This is a genomic window from Elusimicrobiota bacterium (genome assembly GCA_026388155.1).
Classification (GTDB): Bacteria; Elusimicrobiota; Elusimicrobia; order Elusimicrobiales; family UBA9959; genus UBA9634.
In genome coordinates, this window is sequence record JAPLKI010000016.1 from 41,602 (window position 1) to 57,808 (window position 16,207).

The 16,207-nt window shown below is 55.2% G+C and carries 16 protein-coding genes; 4 read left to right on the forward strand and 12 right to left on the reverse strand.

The annotated features are described in order from the left end of the window. Window positions 1-111: 111 nt before the first annotated feature. The 5 genes from NTX59_06400 to rpmH all read right to left on the reverse strand — a co-directional run bounded on the left by NTX59_06400 (window position 112) and on the right by rpmH (window position 3,568). Window positions 112-1,077: a Jag N-terminal domain-containing protein gene (locus tag NTX59_06400; protein ID MCX5785301.1), complete on the reverse strand. Its 966-nt coding sequence runs from the start codon at window positions 1,075-1,077 to the stop codon at window positions 112-114. Window positions 1,078-1,120: 43 nt separating this feature from the next. Continuing rightward, on the reverse strand, window positions 1,121-2,668 hold the full coding sequence (gene yidC, locus NTX59_06405) for a membrane protein insertase YidC (protein ID MCX5785302.1): 1,548 nt from the start codon (window positions 2,666-2,668) through the stop codon (window positions 1,121-1,123). A 45-nt stretch (window positions 2,669-2,713) separates the two neighbouring features. Further along, a complete protein-coding gene (yidD, locus tag NTX59_06410; GenBank protein MCX5785303.1) occupies window positions 2,714-2,956 on the reverse strand; it encodes a membrane protein insertion efficiency factor YidD in 243 nt (80 codons plus the stop codon). Continuing rightward, window positions 2,953-3,309, reverse strand: a complete 357-nt coding sequence (gene rnpA / locus NTX59_06415; protein MCX5785304.1) for a ribonuclease P protein component — start codon at window positions 3,307-3,309, stop codon at window positions 2,953-2,955. The genes yidD and rnpA overlap by 4 nt, the downstream gene beginning before the upstream one ends. 115 nt (window positions 3,310-3,424) lie before the next feature. Beyond that, on the reverse strand, window positions 3,425-3,568 hold the full coding sequence (gene rpmH / locus NTX59_06420; protein ID MCX5785305.1) for a 50S ribosomal protein L34: 144 nt from the start codon (window positions 3,566-3,568) through the stop codon (window positions 3,425-3,427). 79 nt (window positions 3,569-3,647) lie between these two features. Between rpmH and recO the strand changes: the two genes are divergently transcribed. The 3 genes from recO (at window position 3,648) to glyS (ending at window position 7,484) form a co-directional block, all read left to right on the forward strand. Further along, entirely contained in the window at window positions 3,648-4,271 is a 624-nt protein-coding gene (gene recO / locus NTX59_06425) for a DNA repair protein RecO (protein MCX5785306.1), read from the forward strand. Between the two features lie 133 nt (window positions 4,272-4,404). Continuing rightward, the gene (locus NTX59_06430; GenBank protein ID MCX5785307.1) at window positions 4,405-5,268 is read left to right on the forward strand and encodes a glycine--tRNA ligase subunit alpha; all 864 of its coding nucleotides are present in this window, start codon (window positions 4,405-4,407) and stop codon (window positions 5,266-5,268) included. A 38-nt stretch (window positions 5,269-5,306) separates the two neighbouring features. After that, window positions 5,307-7,484: a glycine--tRNA ligase subunit beta gene (gene glyS / locus NTX59_06435; GenBank protein MCX5785308.1), complete on the forward strand. Its 2,178-nt coding sequence runs from the start codon at window positions 5,307-5,309 to the stop codon at window positions 7,482-7,484. A gap of 82 nt (window positions 7,485-7,566) precedes the next feature. Here glyS and NTX59_06440 read toward each other — a convergent pair whose 3' ends face one another. Continuing rightward, a complete protein-coding gene (locus tag NTX59_06440; GenBank protein MCX5785309.1) occupies window positions 7,567-8,268 on the reverse strand; it encodes a DUF3047 domain-containing protein in 702 nt (233 codons plus the stop codon). Window positions 8,269-8,293: 25 nt separating this feature from the next. Continuing rightward, window positions 8,294-9,265: a lysylphosphatidylglycerol synthase transmembrane domain-containing protein gene (locus NTX59_06445; GenBank protein MCX5785310.1), complete on the reverse strand. Its 972-nt coding sequence runs from the start codon at window positions 9,263-9,265 to the stop codon at window positions 8,294-8,296. Between the two features lie 42 nt (window positions 9,266-9,307). On the opposite strand from NTX59_06445, the gene NTX59_06450 reads away from it, so the two are divergent. Further along, complete coding sequence (locus tag NTX59_06450; protein ID MCX5785311.1) at window positions 9,308-9,808, forward strand: phosphatidylglycerophosphatase A; 501 nt, start codon at window positions 9,308-9,310, stop codon at window positions 9,806-9,808. A gap of 25 nt (window positions 9,809-9,833) precedes the next feature. Here NTX59_06450 and NTX59_06455 read toward each other — a convergent pair whose 3' ends face one another. From NTX59_06455 to NTX59_06475, 5 genes are read right to left on the reverse strand one after another with little or no spacing between them, the layout of a single operon-like run. Further along, the gene (locus NTX59_06455) at window positions 9,834-11,147 is read right to left on the reverse strand and encodes an inositol-3-phosphate synthase (protein ID MCX5785312.1); all 1,314 of its coding nucleotides are present in this window, start codon (window positions 11,145-11,147) and stop codon (window positions 9,834-9,836) included. A 27-nt stretch (window positions 11,148-11,174) separates the two neighbouring features. Further along, window positions 11,175-11,780 (reverse strand): CDP-alcohol phosphatidyltransferase family protein, encoded by a 606-nt coding sequence (locus NTX59_06460; GenBank protein ID MCX5785313.1) that lies wholly within the window; start codon window positions 11,778-11,780, stop codon window positions 11,175-11,177. Next, window positions 11,761-14,142, reverse strand: coding sequence for an MMPL family transporter (locus tag NTX59_06465; GenBank protein MCX5785314.1), 2,382 nt, complete (start codon window positions 14,140-14,142; stop codon window positions 11,761-11,763). The genes NTX59_06460 and NTX59_06465 overlap by 20 nt, the downstream gene beginning before the upstream one ends. After that, window positions 14,142-15,467, reverse strand: coding sequence for a TolC family protein (locus NTX59_06470; protein ID MCX5785315.1), 1,326 nt, complete (start codon window positions 15,465-15,467; stop codon window positions 14,142-14,144). The genes NTX59_06465 and NTX59_06470 overlap by 1 nt, the downstream gene beginning before the upstream one ends. Continuing rightward, window positions 15,457-16,170: an ABC transporter substrate-binding protein gene (locus tag NTX59_06475; GenBank protein MCX5785316.1), complete on the reverse strand. Its 714-nt coding sequence runs from the start codon at window positions 16,168-16,170 to the stop codon at window positions 15,457-15,459. Before NTX59_06475 ends, NTX59_06470 begins: the two co-directional genes overlap by 11 nt. Window positions 16,171-16,207 lie beyond the last annotated feature (37 nt).

The window sequence follows — 16,207 nt, forward strand, 5'->3', positions numbered from 1 at the left end:
GAGCATAAGTTACAGGGGCACAATCAATTTGTGTTTTATCCTGTGCTCTTGTTTAGCCTCTTGCTTGTGACTTGTGCTCCTGTGCTCTTGTGTCTTGCCTGACTGCTGTCTCTATTTTACTTCCTGCTTTGGCGCCGCCTGGCGTATTATCACCTTGCGGAACTGGCCTTCGCCTTCGGACATCGTTTCCATTTCCGGATAGGAACTTTTTACAAGATTATGAACCAGCTTGCGCATGGGCGCGGGCATAGGTTCAAGCCGGTAAGGCTGTGAGCTTGCTTTTATGTCATTTACGGCTTGCTCCACCCTTTTGGCTATTTCCAGCTCCTTGCTCTTCCAGTAGTCGCCGGTGTCTATCCTGAGCGCCAGGCGCTGCTGCCTGTTTTTGTTCAGCATGGAATTTATCAGGAACTGCAGAGCCTGCAGGGCGCGGCCGTTCTCTCCGGTAAAGAACTGCGTCTGGGCGCAGTCAAAGCGCAGTGAAACAAGCGCTTCGGCCTGGTTGTATGAAGCTTCCGCGATAGTGGCGGGCATGCCAAGAAGTTCCAGCGTTCTCGAAAGCGCCAGTTTGGCGTGTTCAACCGGATCCTCGGGGGCTTTGAACGAAGTTACCGACTCCGGCAGCGTATCTTCTTTGAATATCAGATTCGCCGCCGGCGGCCGGACTGCTTCGCCCCTTCCCGAATGCTGAGCGTAATCCGCGCTGCGGTTCCCATCCCTTGCCGGCTCCTGAGGGCGCTCCGAATTGCGGTTCCCTCTGTTAGCGTAGTCCGGACGCCGCTCTCCGCCGCGTTCAGAACGCCCGCCGCCTCCCCCCCGCCCGCCGCCATAGCGCCGGGGTTCACGGCCGCCGTAAGAAGGGCGGGGCCGGCTGTCGTCGGTGTCATGGGCGCCGGCTCCGGTCCATTTTTTCTCCCTTAAAATAACGCAGGCTTTTTTAGCCCCGATGCCCAGGAAACCGCGGGTGCCCTCTGAGACCACCACGACTTCCACCTGGTCGCGTCGCATTCCTATTTCAGACAGGCCTTTTTCAACGGCGTCCTGTATGTTGTTCGCTTCTGTTTTTATCTCTCTCATGTTTTTTAGTCCTCCACTTAACTTTAAAGCATCACTGCCGGTATTACGCCATCTTCTTCTGCAGATACATACTCTGGGCAAATCCCCACAGGCTGTTTATAAGCCAGTACATCACGAGCCCGGAGGGGAAGCTGAGAAACATAAAGGTGAAAATAACCGGCATCCATTTCATCATCTTGGCCTGGGCGGGGTCGCCCGTCTGCGGATTCAGGTGCTGCTGCAGGAACATTACGGCGCCCATCACGAGCGGCAGCACATAATACGGGTCCTTGGCCGACAGGTCCTTGATCCAGAAAATAAACGGCGCTCCGTGCAGATTCCAGGAATTTCTGAGCGCCGTGAACAGCGCGAAAAACACCGGTATCTGCAGGATCATCGGCAGGCAGCCGCTCAAGGGGTTGGTGCCGTGGCGCTTGTAAAGGTCCATTACTTCCTGGTTCATGCGTTTCGGATCTTCTTTGTAGCGCTTCTGTATCTCCTGCATTTCCGGCTGTATTTTTTTCATCAGCGCCATGGATTTGAAGCTTTTTATGCTTAACGGCGACAGCATGAGCTGGATAATTACGCTCAGTATTATGATGGCCGCGCCGTAGTTGCCCGTGAGGCGGTAAAAATAGCCGAGCGAGGCGTCGGCAAGCTTGGCGAGCGGCGCGAAGAACCCGAAGTCCACCGCGCGGTCAAGGCCCATCCCGAGTTTTTTAAGCAGGGCGTAGTCTTTGGGCCCGGCGTAAAAATCAAGCTTCCAGGTTTTTGCCGCGCCGGGAGCGAGTTTTGTTTCGCCAAAGGGGATGGCGAGCCGCGGCAGCTTGTTGCCCTTTACTTCCACCTGCGAGTAGAGCAGGCGGTCTTTGGCGAAATCGCCGCCGATGATCGCGGTCAGGAAATAGCGGTTGTCCACTCCGGCCCACACCCAGTTATCCGCCTGCGTGTCTTCCTTGATCTTTCCCACAGTGGGGTGTTTTTTCCCCTGCTCCTGAAAGGTATATTTGGCCGCTGTCAATTTAGGATTTTCTTTTTGCTCGCTGGGTGCCGTGCCAAGTCCCGGCCCTATTGAAAGCGTCCAGGGCGCAAGCGCGGCGGGCTTTGACGAGGAGTTCGAGGCGGTTATTTCGATCGAATTTATTTTATCGGGGCCGTTTAAAATGAACTTTTTCACTATAGTCACGCCCTGCGGAGTTCTTGCGGAAAATTCCGGGTTTTGCGCTGATTTGTTTTTTATGGAAAAGGTAAGGCCTTCAAAGCTTGAGAATAATCCTCCTTCCGGCGAAAGCACCATTTCTATGGGGGCGACCGGACCTTCGTAAACCAGGCTTTTTATTGAAGCGCCGGCGGGGTGCAGGGAATACTCCGCTTTGCCGAGTTTAACCTGAAGGGCGTCTTTTTTCCAGTCGGCCGGCAGTTCACCGGCGGCCTGCGGCAGGGCGGCCTGCGGACTATAAGCGGAGGCTGAAGTGTTTTGGGCGGTTTGAGTTTGAGAGGAAACTGCGGAGGAAGCGGCGCCCTGGGGAGGCGCCTTCTTTTCCATGTAGGAATACCAGAAAATATAAACCAGTGACGACAGGACTACGGCCAGTACAAGATTCTTCTGCATTTCCACCTCCCTGAATTTGGAACAAGGGAGGCTTCAAGGGAAACTTCAGGGCACCGGGTCGTAACCGCCCGGATTGAAAGGATGGCAGCTGGCTATTCTTTTTAAAGCGAGCGCGGACCCTTTAAGCGGGCCGTGTCTCTTAAGCGATTCAAAACCGTATTCAGAACAGGTGGGATAAAATCTGCAGGCCTTCGGGCCCAAAAAGGGCCTGAGCGTCCGGTAAGCGGACTCAAGCCCCCGCAGTGTCTGACCTGTAAAGTTTTTAAGGCAGGTTTTGCCGGCTTTCATTTCTTCAGGCGCGCTTTCAAAAATATTCTGTCAAGGGCGGCCGCGGCTTCATTCAAACTATCTATAGCGCAGCCCGCCTTGAAATAGATTATAACGCGCGCTCCATCTTTCAACTCGTCTTTCGACAGCCTGAAGGCTTCCCTTAGAAGCCTTTTAAGTCTGTTTCGCCTTACCGCGCCGCCGGTTTTTTTCGAGGCTATAACGCCTATTTTTTTCCCGGTTTCAGGCCCAGTTTCAATCGTGTGCCACATTACAAAATCTTTAGTGGCTGTTTTTGAGCCTTTGGCAAAAATAAATTCAAATGCCTTCCGGAGACGCAGTCGCGAAACTCTTGAAAAAGTTAACTTTTTCACTGTGTAAGTAACGGCTTAGGTCGTTTAGGCTGAAGGTTGAAGACTTTTAAGCATAACTTTTCAGTCCGCTCTTTGCCTTCAGCCCACTCTTCCTCCAGTCTAATAGCCTTTCCAACTAATCAACGTCGGGTATTAAGCTCCATCGGCCTTTCCGGCGGCGCCGTGCCAGGGTTTTTCTGCCGCCCGGGGTTTTCATTTTGGCGCGGAAGCCGATGTGTTTTTTTCTTTTTCTAACATTCGGTCGGTATGTAGGTAGCATAGTGCTGTAATTATATGAATTAAGGCGCGCAATTGCAAAACAAGGCGGCGATGCGGCTATTGTTTAGTAAAATATATATATGATTTTTTGCGATTACGGCATAGTCCTGAGAAGCCGCCCGTTGCGCGAGAGCGACCGCATAGTTACGGTTTTCACAAAAGGGGGAGGCAAGCTTGAGGTTAATTTTAAAAGTGTGCGCAGGACCTCGGGCAAGCTTAAAGCTTTGAGTGAACCCGTAACCTGGGGCGATTATCGTTTTTACCTGCGCGGCGGTTCAAACTTCCCCGTGTGCACCGGGGGCGCCACCTTGTCCGTTTTCCCCGGCTTGCGTTCCGGGCGGGACAGGATCTTCATGGCTTTTCATTTTTGCGAGGTCATTAACAAACTGACGCCGGCGGCCCAGCCGAGCGTGGAAAAATACGAGCTGCTGCTTTCAGCCCTGAAGGCGCTGGACTCCGGGCCCCCTTCCCGCTGGATGCGTTTTGCCTTTATTTTGCGGGCCATGGAGCTTGCCGGCTATGGCTTTAAAGAAACTTCTATCGGCCTTGATGCGCATTTTTGGGAGGCGGTGCATTGCGGTTCCTGGCTTGAGCTGGCGGAACTGAAAGAAAACCGGCACGCCGGGGATATGCTTGAGGGGCTGATAAATAAATTTTTCGGCGAGCAATTGGGCGTAACGCTGAATACCGCGCAATTCCTGTAGACCGTGGAAATTTAAAAATAGGTATAATCAGTAAAGAGATTACAGCGATTAAAAATAGATTACAGCGATTTTCTTCGAAATAATATCCCTGTAATCGTTCTGTTATCACCGTAATCTTTTAATCGGAGGCTTAATGAACCTGCAGGATATAATTTTAAAATTCGACCAATATTGGGCGCGCCAGGGCTGCGCCGTGATCCAGCCCTATGATATCGAAAAAGGCGCCGGCACTTTCAACCCCGCCACTTTTTTCGGTTCGCTTACCTCAAAACCGACAAAAGTCGCCTACGTGGAACCCAGCCGCCGCCCGGCCGACGGGCGTTACGGCAACAACCCTAACCGCCTCGGCAAGTTCCATCAGTATCAGGTGGTAGTAAAACCGCCCCCGAAAGATATTCAGCAGGTGTACCTCAGCTCGCTGAAGGCCATCGGCATAGATCACAGCGAACACGACATCCGCTGGATAGAGGACGATTGGGAATCCCCCACGCTTGGCGCTTCGGGCGTGGGGTGGGAAGTGTGGCTGGACGGCATGGAGATAACTCAGTTCACTTATTTCCAGCAGGTGGCTTCTTTCGAGCTTAGCCCCATAAGTATCGAGATAACCTACGGCCTTGAGCGCCTGGCCATGTTCTCGCAGAAAAAGAAAAATATCTTTGACATTAAGTGGAACGACCATCTTACCTACGGCCAAATGTTCAAGGCGCAGGAGGAGCAGTTCTCGCACTACAATTTTGAAGAGGCCGACGTGGAAAATCTCCGTTCCGACTTCGATCGCTGGGAAAAGGAAGTTTTCCGCCTGGCGAAAATGAATTACTATCTTCCGGCCTTCGAGCTTGTAATGAAGTGTTCGCATAATTTCAACCTGCTGGATGCGCGCGGCGCCATTTCGGTGTCCGAGCGGGTGGGCCTTATTAAAAGGGTGCGCGATATAGCGCGCGTTTGCGCCGCGGCCTATATGAAAGACAATGAACAGCCGGAGACCTGTCACCTGTAGCCTGATCGGATTACGAATAGATTTTTCTGGAGAACGAAATGACTAAAAGAGACGCCCTGCTTGAAATCCTTATTGAAAATATTCCGGCCCGGTTCGTGACTTCCGCAGAGGAACAGATGAGAAAATACGCTGCCGAGCTGATGGCCGAAGCCGGCCTGCCCTGCGACGGCATTGAGGCCTTCGGCACTTATAAGCGCCTGACGCTTTACATCACGGGAGTGCCCTCGCAGACCGGGGAAAAAATACACAAGGCCTACGGCCCGGCCGCCCGCCTGCTTAAAGACGAAAAAGGCGATTTTACCCCGCAGGCCGCCGGTTTCGCGCGCTCGCGCGGCACCACCCCCGATAAGCTTGCCGTTGAAACCGTGCCGAACAAGGGCGAGGTGCTGGTTTTTGAGGAGAAAATTCCGGGCCGCTCCGCCGGGAAAGCGCTTTCCGGAATATTTCCGAAAATTATTTCCAAACTTCAGTTCCCGAAAAACATGGTTTGGGAAGCCGAACGCTTTCGTTTCGCCCGTCCGATACGCGGCCTGCTCGCTCTTTACGGAGACAGACCAGTGGCTTTTAAGATCGCCGGCGTGAAGTCGGGCCGCCTTAGCGTGGGCTTAAGCGCAAAGGGGTCGCGCCGTCTTAGCGTGCTCTCAGCCGAAAAATATTTCAAACTGCTTGAAAACGCCAATGTTATAGTTAAGGATGAGGTGCGCCTTAAGACGCTGCGCGCCGAGCTGGAGCGGGTTTCTCAAAGGATGAAGCTTGAGGTGGATGTGGACGAGGAACTGCTTCACGAGAATCTCTATCTGATCGAATACCCTGTGTGCGTGGTGGGCGAATACTCGCAGGATTTTCTGAAACTGCCCGCTGAGCTGGTGCACCTGGTGATGAAAAAACAGCTTAAATTTTTTACAGTCTCGGGCTTAAAAGGGCGGGCTTGCCCCGCCCTTTTGGAGCAATCTGCCGGTCCGGGAGATACGGGTGCGGCGGCAGGCCACGCTTCCTGGCCCAAAAGGGCGGGGCTTGAGCCGCATTTTGTCGGTATACGCGACGGTGTGTCAAAGGGGCAGCACAATGTTGAAGCCGGGTTTAAAAATGTGCTTGAGGCGCGGTTCCGGGACGCCGTGTTCTTCTTCTCGCGCGACCTGGCCGTGCCGCTGGAAAGTTTCAATGAGAAACTGAAAAGCGTTACTTTCCAGAAAAAACTCGGCTCGATGCATGACAAAACGGAGCGGGTTAAAAAACTCGCCGTATGGCTTTGCGATAATTGCGGTTTCCCTGTTAATAAGGAAGAGGCCATAAAAGCTTCGGGCTATGTTTACATCGATCTCGTGAGCGACGTGGTCAGGGAATTTACCGAGCTGCAGGGCGCCATGGGCTATTACTACGCAAAAAACTCGGGTCTTAGCGAAACCGCTTCCCGCGCCGTGGGCGAATTTTACTGGCCGCTTTCAGCCAAATCCCCCCTCCCGTCGTCGGCCGAGGGCGCGCTGGTGTCCATGGCCGGAAAGCTGGACACCCTTGCAGCCGACTTCGCGCTTGAAATGATCCCCACGGGCAGCGAAGACCCGCACGCCCTTAAGAGACTCGCCCATGGCATAGCCCGGATCGCGCTTGAAAAAGGCTTTAAGATCAACCTCGCCGCCGCTTTCGAACGGGCTTTGGAATATTTACCGATGCCGCCCGCTTCGTTCGACGCCGCCGCGTTAAAGGCGAAACTGCTTGATTTTACCTGGCAGAGAGCCCAAAGCATTTTTGAGGAGGAGGATTTTAAGTTCGACGAAGTTAAAGCCGTAAGGGAATTTTTCATGAGGGCTGGGGATTTGCCCGATTGCCGCGCCCGCCTGAAAGATATAAACGCCTTCCGCTCAAATTCCGACTTTGCCGCCGTAGCCATGGCTTTCAAGCGGGCAAAAAACATTCTGCGGCAGAGCAAAACCGCTCTTACCGGTTCTCCCGACGAGGGAGCGTTTGAAAAAGAAGAGGAAAAGATCCTTTACCGGGATATCGCGGGCATTTCCGCCAGACTTAAAGAGCATCTGGCTGACCGGAATTACTCGAAAAGCCTGATGGAACTGCTCTCCATCAAAGGCAGCCTGGACAGTTTTTTTGAAAAAGTTATGGTAATGGCCGAGGACCCGAAGATCCGCGATAACCGCCTGAACCTGATAAAATCCCTTGTTTCGCTTTTTGAGGATGTGGCCGATCTGTCGCAGCTGCAATGACGGAAGATATTGTGCGGATAAAATAAAGGCCTATTTTGCGGCGCAAAGCCTTCTTCCGGCGAAAAGTAAAACAGACGGCGGCTCAGCGGTATGTAAGACTGAACCCGCCGAAATCCGCTTCGCTCGGGCTTTTTGTCTGATCGCCGTCGCTCATGATCCCGAAACCGTCAATATCGGGAACGTCAGCCTTGGCGTTTCCGCCCGCTAAATATTTACGGAATTCGAAGGCCGGATCCAGCTCCATAGTGTGCCAATCCCCGGTCCCCTGCCCGCTTTCTACGATGATGGTCTTCTGGGCGTGAAAGATGCCGTGCTTGTAATCGCACACCTTCCCCGGGATGCCTGCCGCGCTCCACACGTACTTGAGTGAGTACGAGTATGCTCCCCGCCTCCAAACCAGATATACCACTGCCGCCGAATCGGTCCTGCCGGCGGCGCATTCGTCGCCGCCGTTGGGCAGCGTCACAGCCCGCCACTTCCAGCGTATCTTCGACACCTTTCCGCGCAGGTTCTTCGGGATGGAGTAGTAGAGCACGGCGGTCTTTAAAGGCCACTTGTAGGCGCTGTGGATGTAAGCGCCATCCGGGTTGTTAATTACCTTGTAGTAGTTGACGGGACCGGAATTCCGCTTGAACACCTTTAACTTGGAAACATTTATTGAAATCTCCCGCGACCCTGGCGCCGGCGCGTTCACGGAAGCTTGGGCGCATACGCACAGGCATATGGCCGACAGCCGGAGAGGGAGCCATCGCCGCCGTATGAAATTGAATTTTTTGCGCGGCATAAAATTGGCTGAACTGCGGTTCCGCTCACTTGCTGTCTGAAAATTTCAACCATATCTCACTAAGGGACTGTTCCATCTGGTAAAGAAAAAATAAGCCTGCAGCCGTTATTATCAGATAACTCAAAATATGTGAGGCTGCGGCATATGCTAAAGCCGTTTCTTTGCTTATTCCCCAGGCCGCGAGTACCGCGCTGACCGCCAGTTCAAAGCTGCCGAAATAACCGGGCATACCGGGTGCGGATGACGCGGCCGCTCCGGTAAAGGAAAGCAGGACGCTTTTTGAAACGGTAACCGTTTTTTCTATCTCAAAAGCCCGCGCCAGCCAGTAATAGTTCAGCGCGTTCATAAACCACTGCAGCAGGGCCAGTGAAAATATGGCGGCCGCGGAGGCCGGCGATTTCAGGGCCTTCAGACCGAGGGTCAGGCTGTTCAGCGTTTTCTCAAGGCCGGGAAATCTTTTAAGGGAAGCGGAAAACCGGCCATGACCGGTATTCGTGGAAAACAACACGGCGGCCGCCGCAAGTACCGCTATGGCCAGCGCCCAAAAAAGACCGTGCCCCGGGATAATTACCATTACGCCGCTTATTTCGGCCGCCGCGGCCGACAGAACGAAAAGCGCCGCCAGGTCCAGCGCCTTCTCGGCGAGTATTGTGGAAAAAACCGTGAATATGTTCGTGCGAAAAAACTCCGCGCCGAAAGCGCCGCGCGATATGTCCCCCAGCCGCAGGGGCAGCACATTATTGAGCGCAAGGCCCGCGGCTTCAAGACGCAAGGCGTCCCAGGGCCGCGCCGGACCGGACGGGGCAAGCAGAAGGCTCCACTTAACCCCCCGGATTATCAGCTCGGAAAGAACGGTAAAAAGGACCAGTATCAGCGGCAGCGGCCTGACACCGCGCATTATGACAGCCAGCGAGTAAAAATCCACCCGCCTGCAGGCCAGCCAGAGCAGGACCGCGCTTATCGCGAGTCCCGCGATTATGCAGAGTTTTTTCTTCATCGCCTTTTATACAGCCGGTATATCTGTTACAATTTAACCCTCATGAAGATCTGGTCAAAGTTCGCTGAATTGTTCGCCACCGACTTTTATCTCGGCTTCCTTCCGGCTAAAATAACCGGCCGGTCCCGGGGCAGCGGCGGCGGCACGCTGGGCACTCTGCTCGGCCTGCTGTTAATCCCCCTGCTGCCGGAAGGCAGGACCGCCTACGCGGTTTTCCTGCTGGCCGCCGCGGCCTTCGCCGTGCTGGTGTCGCATAAGTTCTGCGCGGACTCCGGCGTGGAGGACGACCAGAGGGTTATAATAGACGAGACCATCGGCTACTGGGCGGCTATCGCCTGGCTGCCGCGCGGGTTCTTTACGCTGGTCTGCGCTTTCGCGCTTTTCAGGGCCTTCGACGGCCTGAAGCCCTGGCCCATACGCCAGGCGGATGAATCCGTGGGCGGCGGTTTCGGCGTGGTTCTCGATGACGTACTCGCCGGGATAGCGGCCAACCTGGTCATGCGCGGCCTGATGTTGTTCCTGCCCCTGAGATGGATCTCCTGAAATTTTGCGACCCGTGCGGTCGCTTTTATTTGTAATATTCCACTCCCAGGTGGGTTATAAGCGTCTCGCCCATCAGGTGGCGCAGGTTGTTCTCGAACTTTTCCAACTGCACGAACAGGTCGTTCTCCGGATATACTTCCTTCGCGTGCATCGGGCTCTTGAAGTAGAAAGACAGCCACTCCTGTATGCCGCCGAGGCCCGCGCGTTTGGCCAGATCCATGAACAGTATTAGGTCCAGAGCCAGCGGCGCGGCCAGTATGGAGTCGCGGCAGAGAAAGTCTATCTTGAGCTGCATGGGGTAGCCCAGCCAGCCGAAAATGTCTATGTTGTCCCAGCCTTCCTTGTTGTCTCCGCGCGGCGGATAGTAATTGATAGTCACCTTGTGATACAGGTTCTTGTACAGCTCCGGATATACGCCGGGTGTCAGTATGCTCTCAAGTACCGACAATTTGCTCACCTCTTTCGTTTTGAAAGACTCCGGGTCGTCCAGCACCTCGCCGTCCCTGTTGCCAAGGATATTGGTGGAGAACCAGCCGTTTATGCCGAGGGCTCTCGCCTTCAGGCCGGGAGCTATTATGGTTTTCATCAGCGTCTGTCCGGTCTTGTAGTCGCTGCCGGCCACCGGCACTTTGTTGGCGCGGGCCAGTTCCACCAGCGCCGGTATGTTGCAGCTGAGGTTGGGCGCGCCGTTTATGAAAGGGACGCCGCATTTGATGGCCGCGTAGGCGTAAAGCGTGGAAGGCGAGATGGCCGGATGGTTGGCCTTCATTGCCCGTTCGAACTTGGCCGGCGTTGAGTGCACATCGTTCGGCGGGATGTAGGTTTCGGTGGAGGCGCACCAGATCATTACCGCTCGGTCCAGCGAGTTCTTTTTCTTGAACTCCTTTATATCGTCCATAAGCTGCCGGGCCAGTTCAAATTTGTTATTTGCTTTCTTCACGTTGGGGCCGGTCAGGTTCTTGACGTATTTGCGGTCGAAGGCGGCCTTCATCGGACGTATGGCCGAAAGTTTGTCTTTCAAAGTTTCTATCTGCGGGCGCTCCAGCACTTCGGCTTTCAGCGCCGACTCGTAAAGATTCTCGTCGAAAATGTCCCAGCCGCCGAACACCAGGCTGTCCAGGTCCGCGAGCGGGACAAAATCCTTTATCAGCGGGTTTTTCTTTTCGGTGCGCTTGCCCAGGCGTATTCTGCCCATCTGTGTAAGCGAGCCTATGGGCCGGCCCTGACCGGATTTAACCGCCTCTATGCCGCCTATCAGCGTGGTGGAGATAGCTCCGCATACGCCGGGTATCAGCACCCCCAGTTTTCCTCCGACCGGCGCGATCTTTGTTTTTTTCATTTTACTTTTCTCCTTGTTCGTCCGAAATTATTTTACGCCGGCGTCAGATTTTTGTCCGGCGGAGAGCGTTTTACGCGTATAAAGCACGCGCTGCAGTACGGTGTAGTGCGCGAGCAGCAGCACTATTATCACTCCTATGCGTGAATCTCCGATCAGCGTGAAAAAGGCCAGCGTCACCAGACGCACCAGCCTGTCGCCCACACCCACCGCGCAGGAGTCTATTTCCTTCTCCGCCCGGGCGCGCGCGTACGAAACGGCCGCCGCGCCTATAAGGGCTGCGGCCGTGACGCCTGCCATCAGCGAATCTCCGGTTTTGGCGTAATGGTAGACCAGCGCGGCGAAAACCATACCCTCGGTGTAGCGGTCCACCACGGAATCAAAGAAGCCGCCAAACTTGCTCACCTGTCCCGCGTATTTGGCCAGTAAGCCATCCAGTACGTCGAACAGCCAGGTGAAGATAAGCACCAGCATTCCGGTCCGCAGTCTGCCAGCGGCGATAAAGCAGGCCCCGGCGCACGAGAGGAGACCTCCCAGCAGCGTAATATGGTTGGGACGCACTCCGGCCTTGTTCAATACGACTACCAGCGGCCGCGCGGCGCCGGCCATAAACGGATCAGTTTTTTCTCTTATCATTTTTATGTTTATCCAATTTTTCCAGCAAAATTATCATCGAGGTCTGAAGCAGCATGGCCGCGAAAAAGACGCAGGAAATGCCTATGGCCGCCATTACGGCTATGCTGCGCAGGCCGTAGTGGCTTGCGAACAGCATGGAGCCGAAGCCGATGAAAGTGGTGGTGGCGGACATGAAGACCGCCGGCCCAGTATGCGACATCACGAAGTGTATGGAGCCGGGGCCTTCCTCCGCGTAGCGGCTGTGCACGTATTCGCCGTAGTCGTCGCCCATGCCGAATATCAGCGGCAGCATCAGCACGTTGAAAAAATTGAACTTTATGTGGAATATGGCGAGTATCCCGAATATCCACACAAAGCCGAGCGAGAGAGGCAGCAGCACCAGCGTGACGTTCCTTACATTGCGGTAAGCCAGTATGACCGGGATGGCCGTAAGCAGGAACGCCAGCGGCAGTATAATACGCCCGTCACGCACCACCATGTTGATTATGTCGGAGAAGATTATGGACTCGCTGCAGGGATGCGCGGTCCTGCCGGGTATGCGCAGGTCCCGTATCTCGTCGGAGGACTTCTTCACCAGCGCCGCATCGCTCAGGTTTATCTTCGGGAATATGAACACGGCGGAGCGGTCCGGGCTCGAGCCGCAGAACATGCGCAGTATCTCCGGGGGCAGTTCGCCCTGACGTATCTCTTTCACTTCCAGCAGCTTCTTTACGTCTTTTATCTTCTTCTTCTGCGCGCCTTTCACGACGTTGACCGCGGTGTCGTCCAGCAGGGCGCGTATCTCCCTGAGGACTTTCAGCTTCTTGTCCTGGTCCTTCGGAAGGAAGGAAAGCAGTGACGCGTGGCTGTCTATCGTGGTGTCCGGGTTCTTTTCCTTCTGCTCCAGCACTTTCGAGACGGCCCGCGCCTCGGCCAGGCTGTTGACCATAACAAGGTCCGGGGTAAGCGAGGTGCCTATTATCCCGTTTATGCGCTCGTCCAGGATGAACGACGGGATGTTGGAGCCCTGTATCTTGCTGAAGTTGTACTCGAACTTCATATCCTTCATTCTGTAGACGGAATAGGCGGTAAAGAACACGGTGAAGATCAGCACCGGTATGTAGAAATACTTGTTGATGTGCGAAGCCTTCAGCCGGGTTATCTCGCTGTAGCGGGCGGGCTTTAGCTTCTCCAGCAGCAGTATCAGCGCAGGGAACAGCGTGAAGAACACGAACATGTTCAGGAATACGCCTATGCCCGCTATGAAGCCGAACTGCGAGAAGCCCTTGAACTGGGCCAGCAGCAGGCTGAGGAATACCAGGCCTGTGGTGAGGCCGCTGAGAACTATCGGTTGCCAGGTGTTGCCTATCGCCTCGATGACGGCTTCCCGCGAAGCCCGCCCTTTCAGCATCTCCTCGGTATAGCGGCTGTAAAGGACTATGCCGTAATCGGCGGAGATGCCCATGAGTATGGAGACGAGGAAAGCGCTTATGATGTTGACATAGCCGATCACCAGGTAGGTCACGCCAAAGGTGATAAACAGGCCCGACGCCATCGGCAGGACTATCAGCAGCAGCGGCCTTTTCTGCTTGAAATAGAGGACCAGCAGCACGAGAACCAGCAGCGTGGCGCCGATGCCGGTGTATGTAAGGTCGCGTATAAGCTGGTTATTAAGGTCTACCTGTTTTTTGTATCTGCCGGTGAGGGAGACCTTTATGGACGGGTGGTATCCGGCGGGGTTCACTTTGTCCACAAGGCCCTGTACTTCGCCCACCAGCTTGCGCGAGAAGGCCAGGTTCGCGGCCAGGCCGTTGGGCTTTACCAGCAGCACCAGCTCGCGTCCGTCCTTGCTGACGTAGTAATCCCTGAAAACGTCTTCCCCCTCGTATTTCTTCTCTATGTCGGACAGGTCCAGCTTGTAGTCGCTGTCCATCAGGTCTATGAAAAGAGGGTTGGCCTTCTGCTTTTCGAAGTCTATCTTCTTCTCTATCCTGGTCCGCACCGTCTGCAGATCGTCCAGATCCATGTAGAGCAGGCGGCGGTCATCGAAGTACTGTTTTGGCTGGCGCCAGTTGACGTATTTTACTTCCGGCAGTTTTTCTATCTCGCGGACCAGGTCGGCGGAGAATTGTTTGGACTTCTCGAGGTTGTCGGACTCCACATCCAGCACCAGGTAGCCGGTGCCGCCGAATTCTTTGGTTATGTCGTCCAGCGCCTGCACGCTGGCGAAAGAGCGGGGCAGCAGGTCCTCGAAGCTGGACTCGAACCTGAGGTTGGAGGAGAAATAGGCCGCGGCCGCCGTTATCACGGCGTAGACCGCTATGACCAGAAGATAGCGCCGGGCCAGGAATTTAAGCGCCTTGTTCACTAAATCGTGCATCATTAGTCCACTTTCTTCACACCGCAGGACTTGGCGAGGTCGGCCCGCGCCATATTGTAATCGTAAATGGCCTGATAATAGTCTTTTTCCGACTTGGCTTTGGCCGCCAGGGCCTCCAGAGCGTCTTTGGCTTCGCCGGTGCCTATGACATAGACCAGCCCGGCCGCCATCACCCAGCGCTGCGCGGCGTCGAGGCCGCGTTTCGCGCTGTCTATATTATCTTTCGCCTCTTTGGCGTTCTGCCAGGCGTTCTTCACCTGCAATTCTATGCCTTCGCGCGCGAATTTTTCTTTTTCCTTCAGTTTGTCCACCTCGGCCCGCAGCGCGATCGTCTTCGCGCTGAGCGTGCGCGGGGCGAAGTCGAACTTGGCGCCCACGGCCACGCCGCCGGTGAAACCGTTATAGGGGTCGTAAAGCCAGGGGTTCTTCTGGTCCCTGCGCACCGGGGAGTTGTCGTAGACGGCCTCGCCGGCAAGGAAGATCATGGGATAGCGGTCGGCCCGTTCGGCGTCCACCAGCAGCTGGCGCGCCTGTATGCCGTCGTGGACCATGCGCCACTCCGGCCTGTTGGCGAAAGCTTTCTGAACATAGGTCTCCGCCGGGGCCAGCTCGCCGGGGTCCGGCTTGAGCTGCGTATCGGCTATGTCGAAATCGGGGCTTTCCGCCATGCCCATCTTCTGCATCAGCGCCAGGCGGGCCATCGTCTCGGATTTATCCGCCAGATGCTGGTTCTTCTCTGCTTCGGCCAGGTAGACCTTCAGGTTTTCCAGGTCGCTCTTCTTCACTTCGCCGGTGCCTTCCTGGTAAAGCTTGTCGGCCTTTTCTATGGCCTCGTTGAGGGTCTTCATGGCGTCCTCTACGGTACGCTTCAACCTGCGCGCCAGCAGCAGGCCGTTGTAATACTTCTTCACTTCGTAGAGCACCTCGTCCCTTTTTTGGGCGGCCTCGCTATACGCCACTTTCTCTCCGTGCTCGGCCGCGCCGATGTAGCTGTCTATCTTGCCCCAGGTGTAAAGGGGCATCTGTACTTCAAGTTTGGCGTGATAATAGGGGCCCCAGACGCCGTAGTCGTTGTCATAGGTGAGCGCGTTGCCGGTAACCTTGTAGGCCGGCGCGGCATAGGTGAGCAGACTGAATTTGGGATTGCGCGCGGCCCTGGCCTCGTCCGCGTTGGCGCGGTAGCCGGCGGCGCCTAACGCGGTCTCGAGCACCTCGTGGCTGTTGGCCTCCGCATAGTCCGCGCATTGGTCCAGCGTGTAGAGCTGCGCCGCGCCCGCAGGCAGGGCGCCGGCGAACAGCGCGGCCAGCAGAATCGTGTTAGTTCGCATTGAGCTTCTTCTCCATCAGCCTGACAAGCTCCGGAAAGCCCTTGTCCTTTATTATGCCCGTGTGCTGGTTGCGGTATATCAGAAGCAGGCTTTCGCCGTCTGTGACCACATCGTAGACACGCCAGCCTTTATCGGTGGGATGCAGGCGGAATTCGCTTAAAAGGGTAAGGTCCTCGTCTTTGTAGAATACTTTCGTCAAAACTTCCTTGTTGCCGCCTTCGAGCGGTTTTTCTCCGGTGTATAACACTTCCAGCTTTCCGTTGAAATATTTCGCTATCTGCGGGTAGCCGACCTTCTGTACCAGCGCGGACAGCAGGTGGGAGTATTTCTCGCGGTCGGCGGGCTTGAGCTTGTCCCACTGCTTTATCAGTATCTGGTGCGCCATCTCGCTCAGGTCCAGGATACCGTTTATGCGGTCCTTCATGGAAAGCCTGCGCTGCTTCTCCTCCGGGGCCAGGCCGGGGTCCTTTTCGTCGGCGTACTGCTTAGCTGAGTCTATAAGGTCCTGGATAGCAAGTGTCGGAGCGCCGGCGGCTTGTGTCGAGACTTCAACAGACCCGACAGCAGCAGCGGTTTGTGTGGAAGCTTCAATAGGCCCGGCCGCGCCGGAGGTGTTCTGCGCGCTAAGCGCTATGGCGGAGAAAACAGCGAAAAATGCGGATAGAGCAACATGTTCCGGCAGTTTTTTTATGATGGATCGCATAAGTGTCGTTATCAACTCCTGTGCGGGCGGTGTTTGG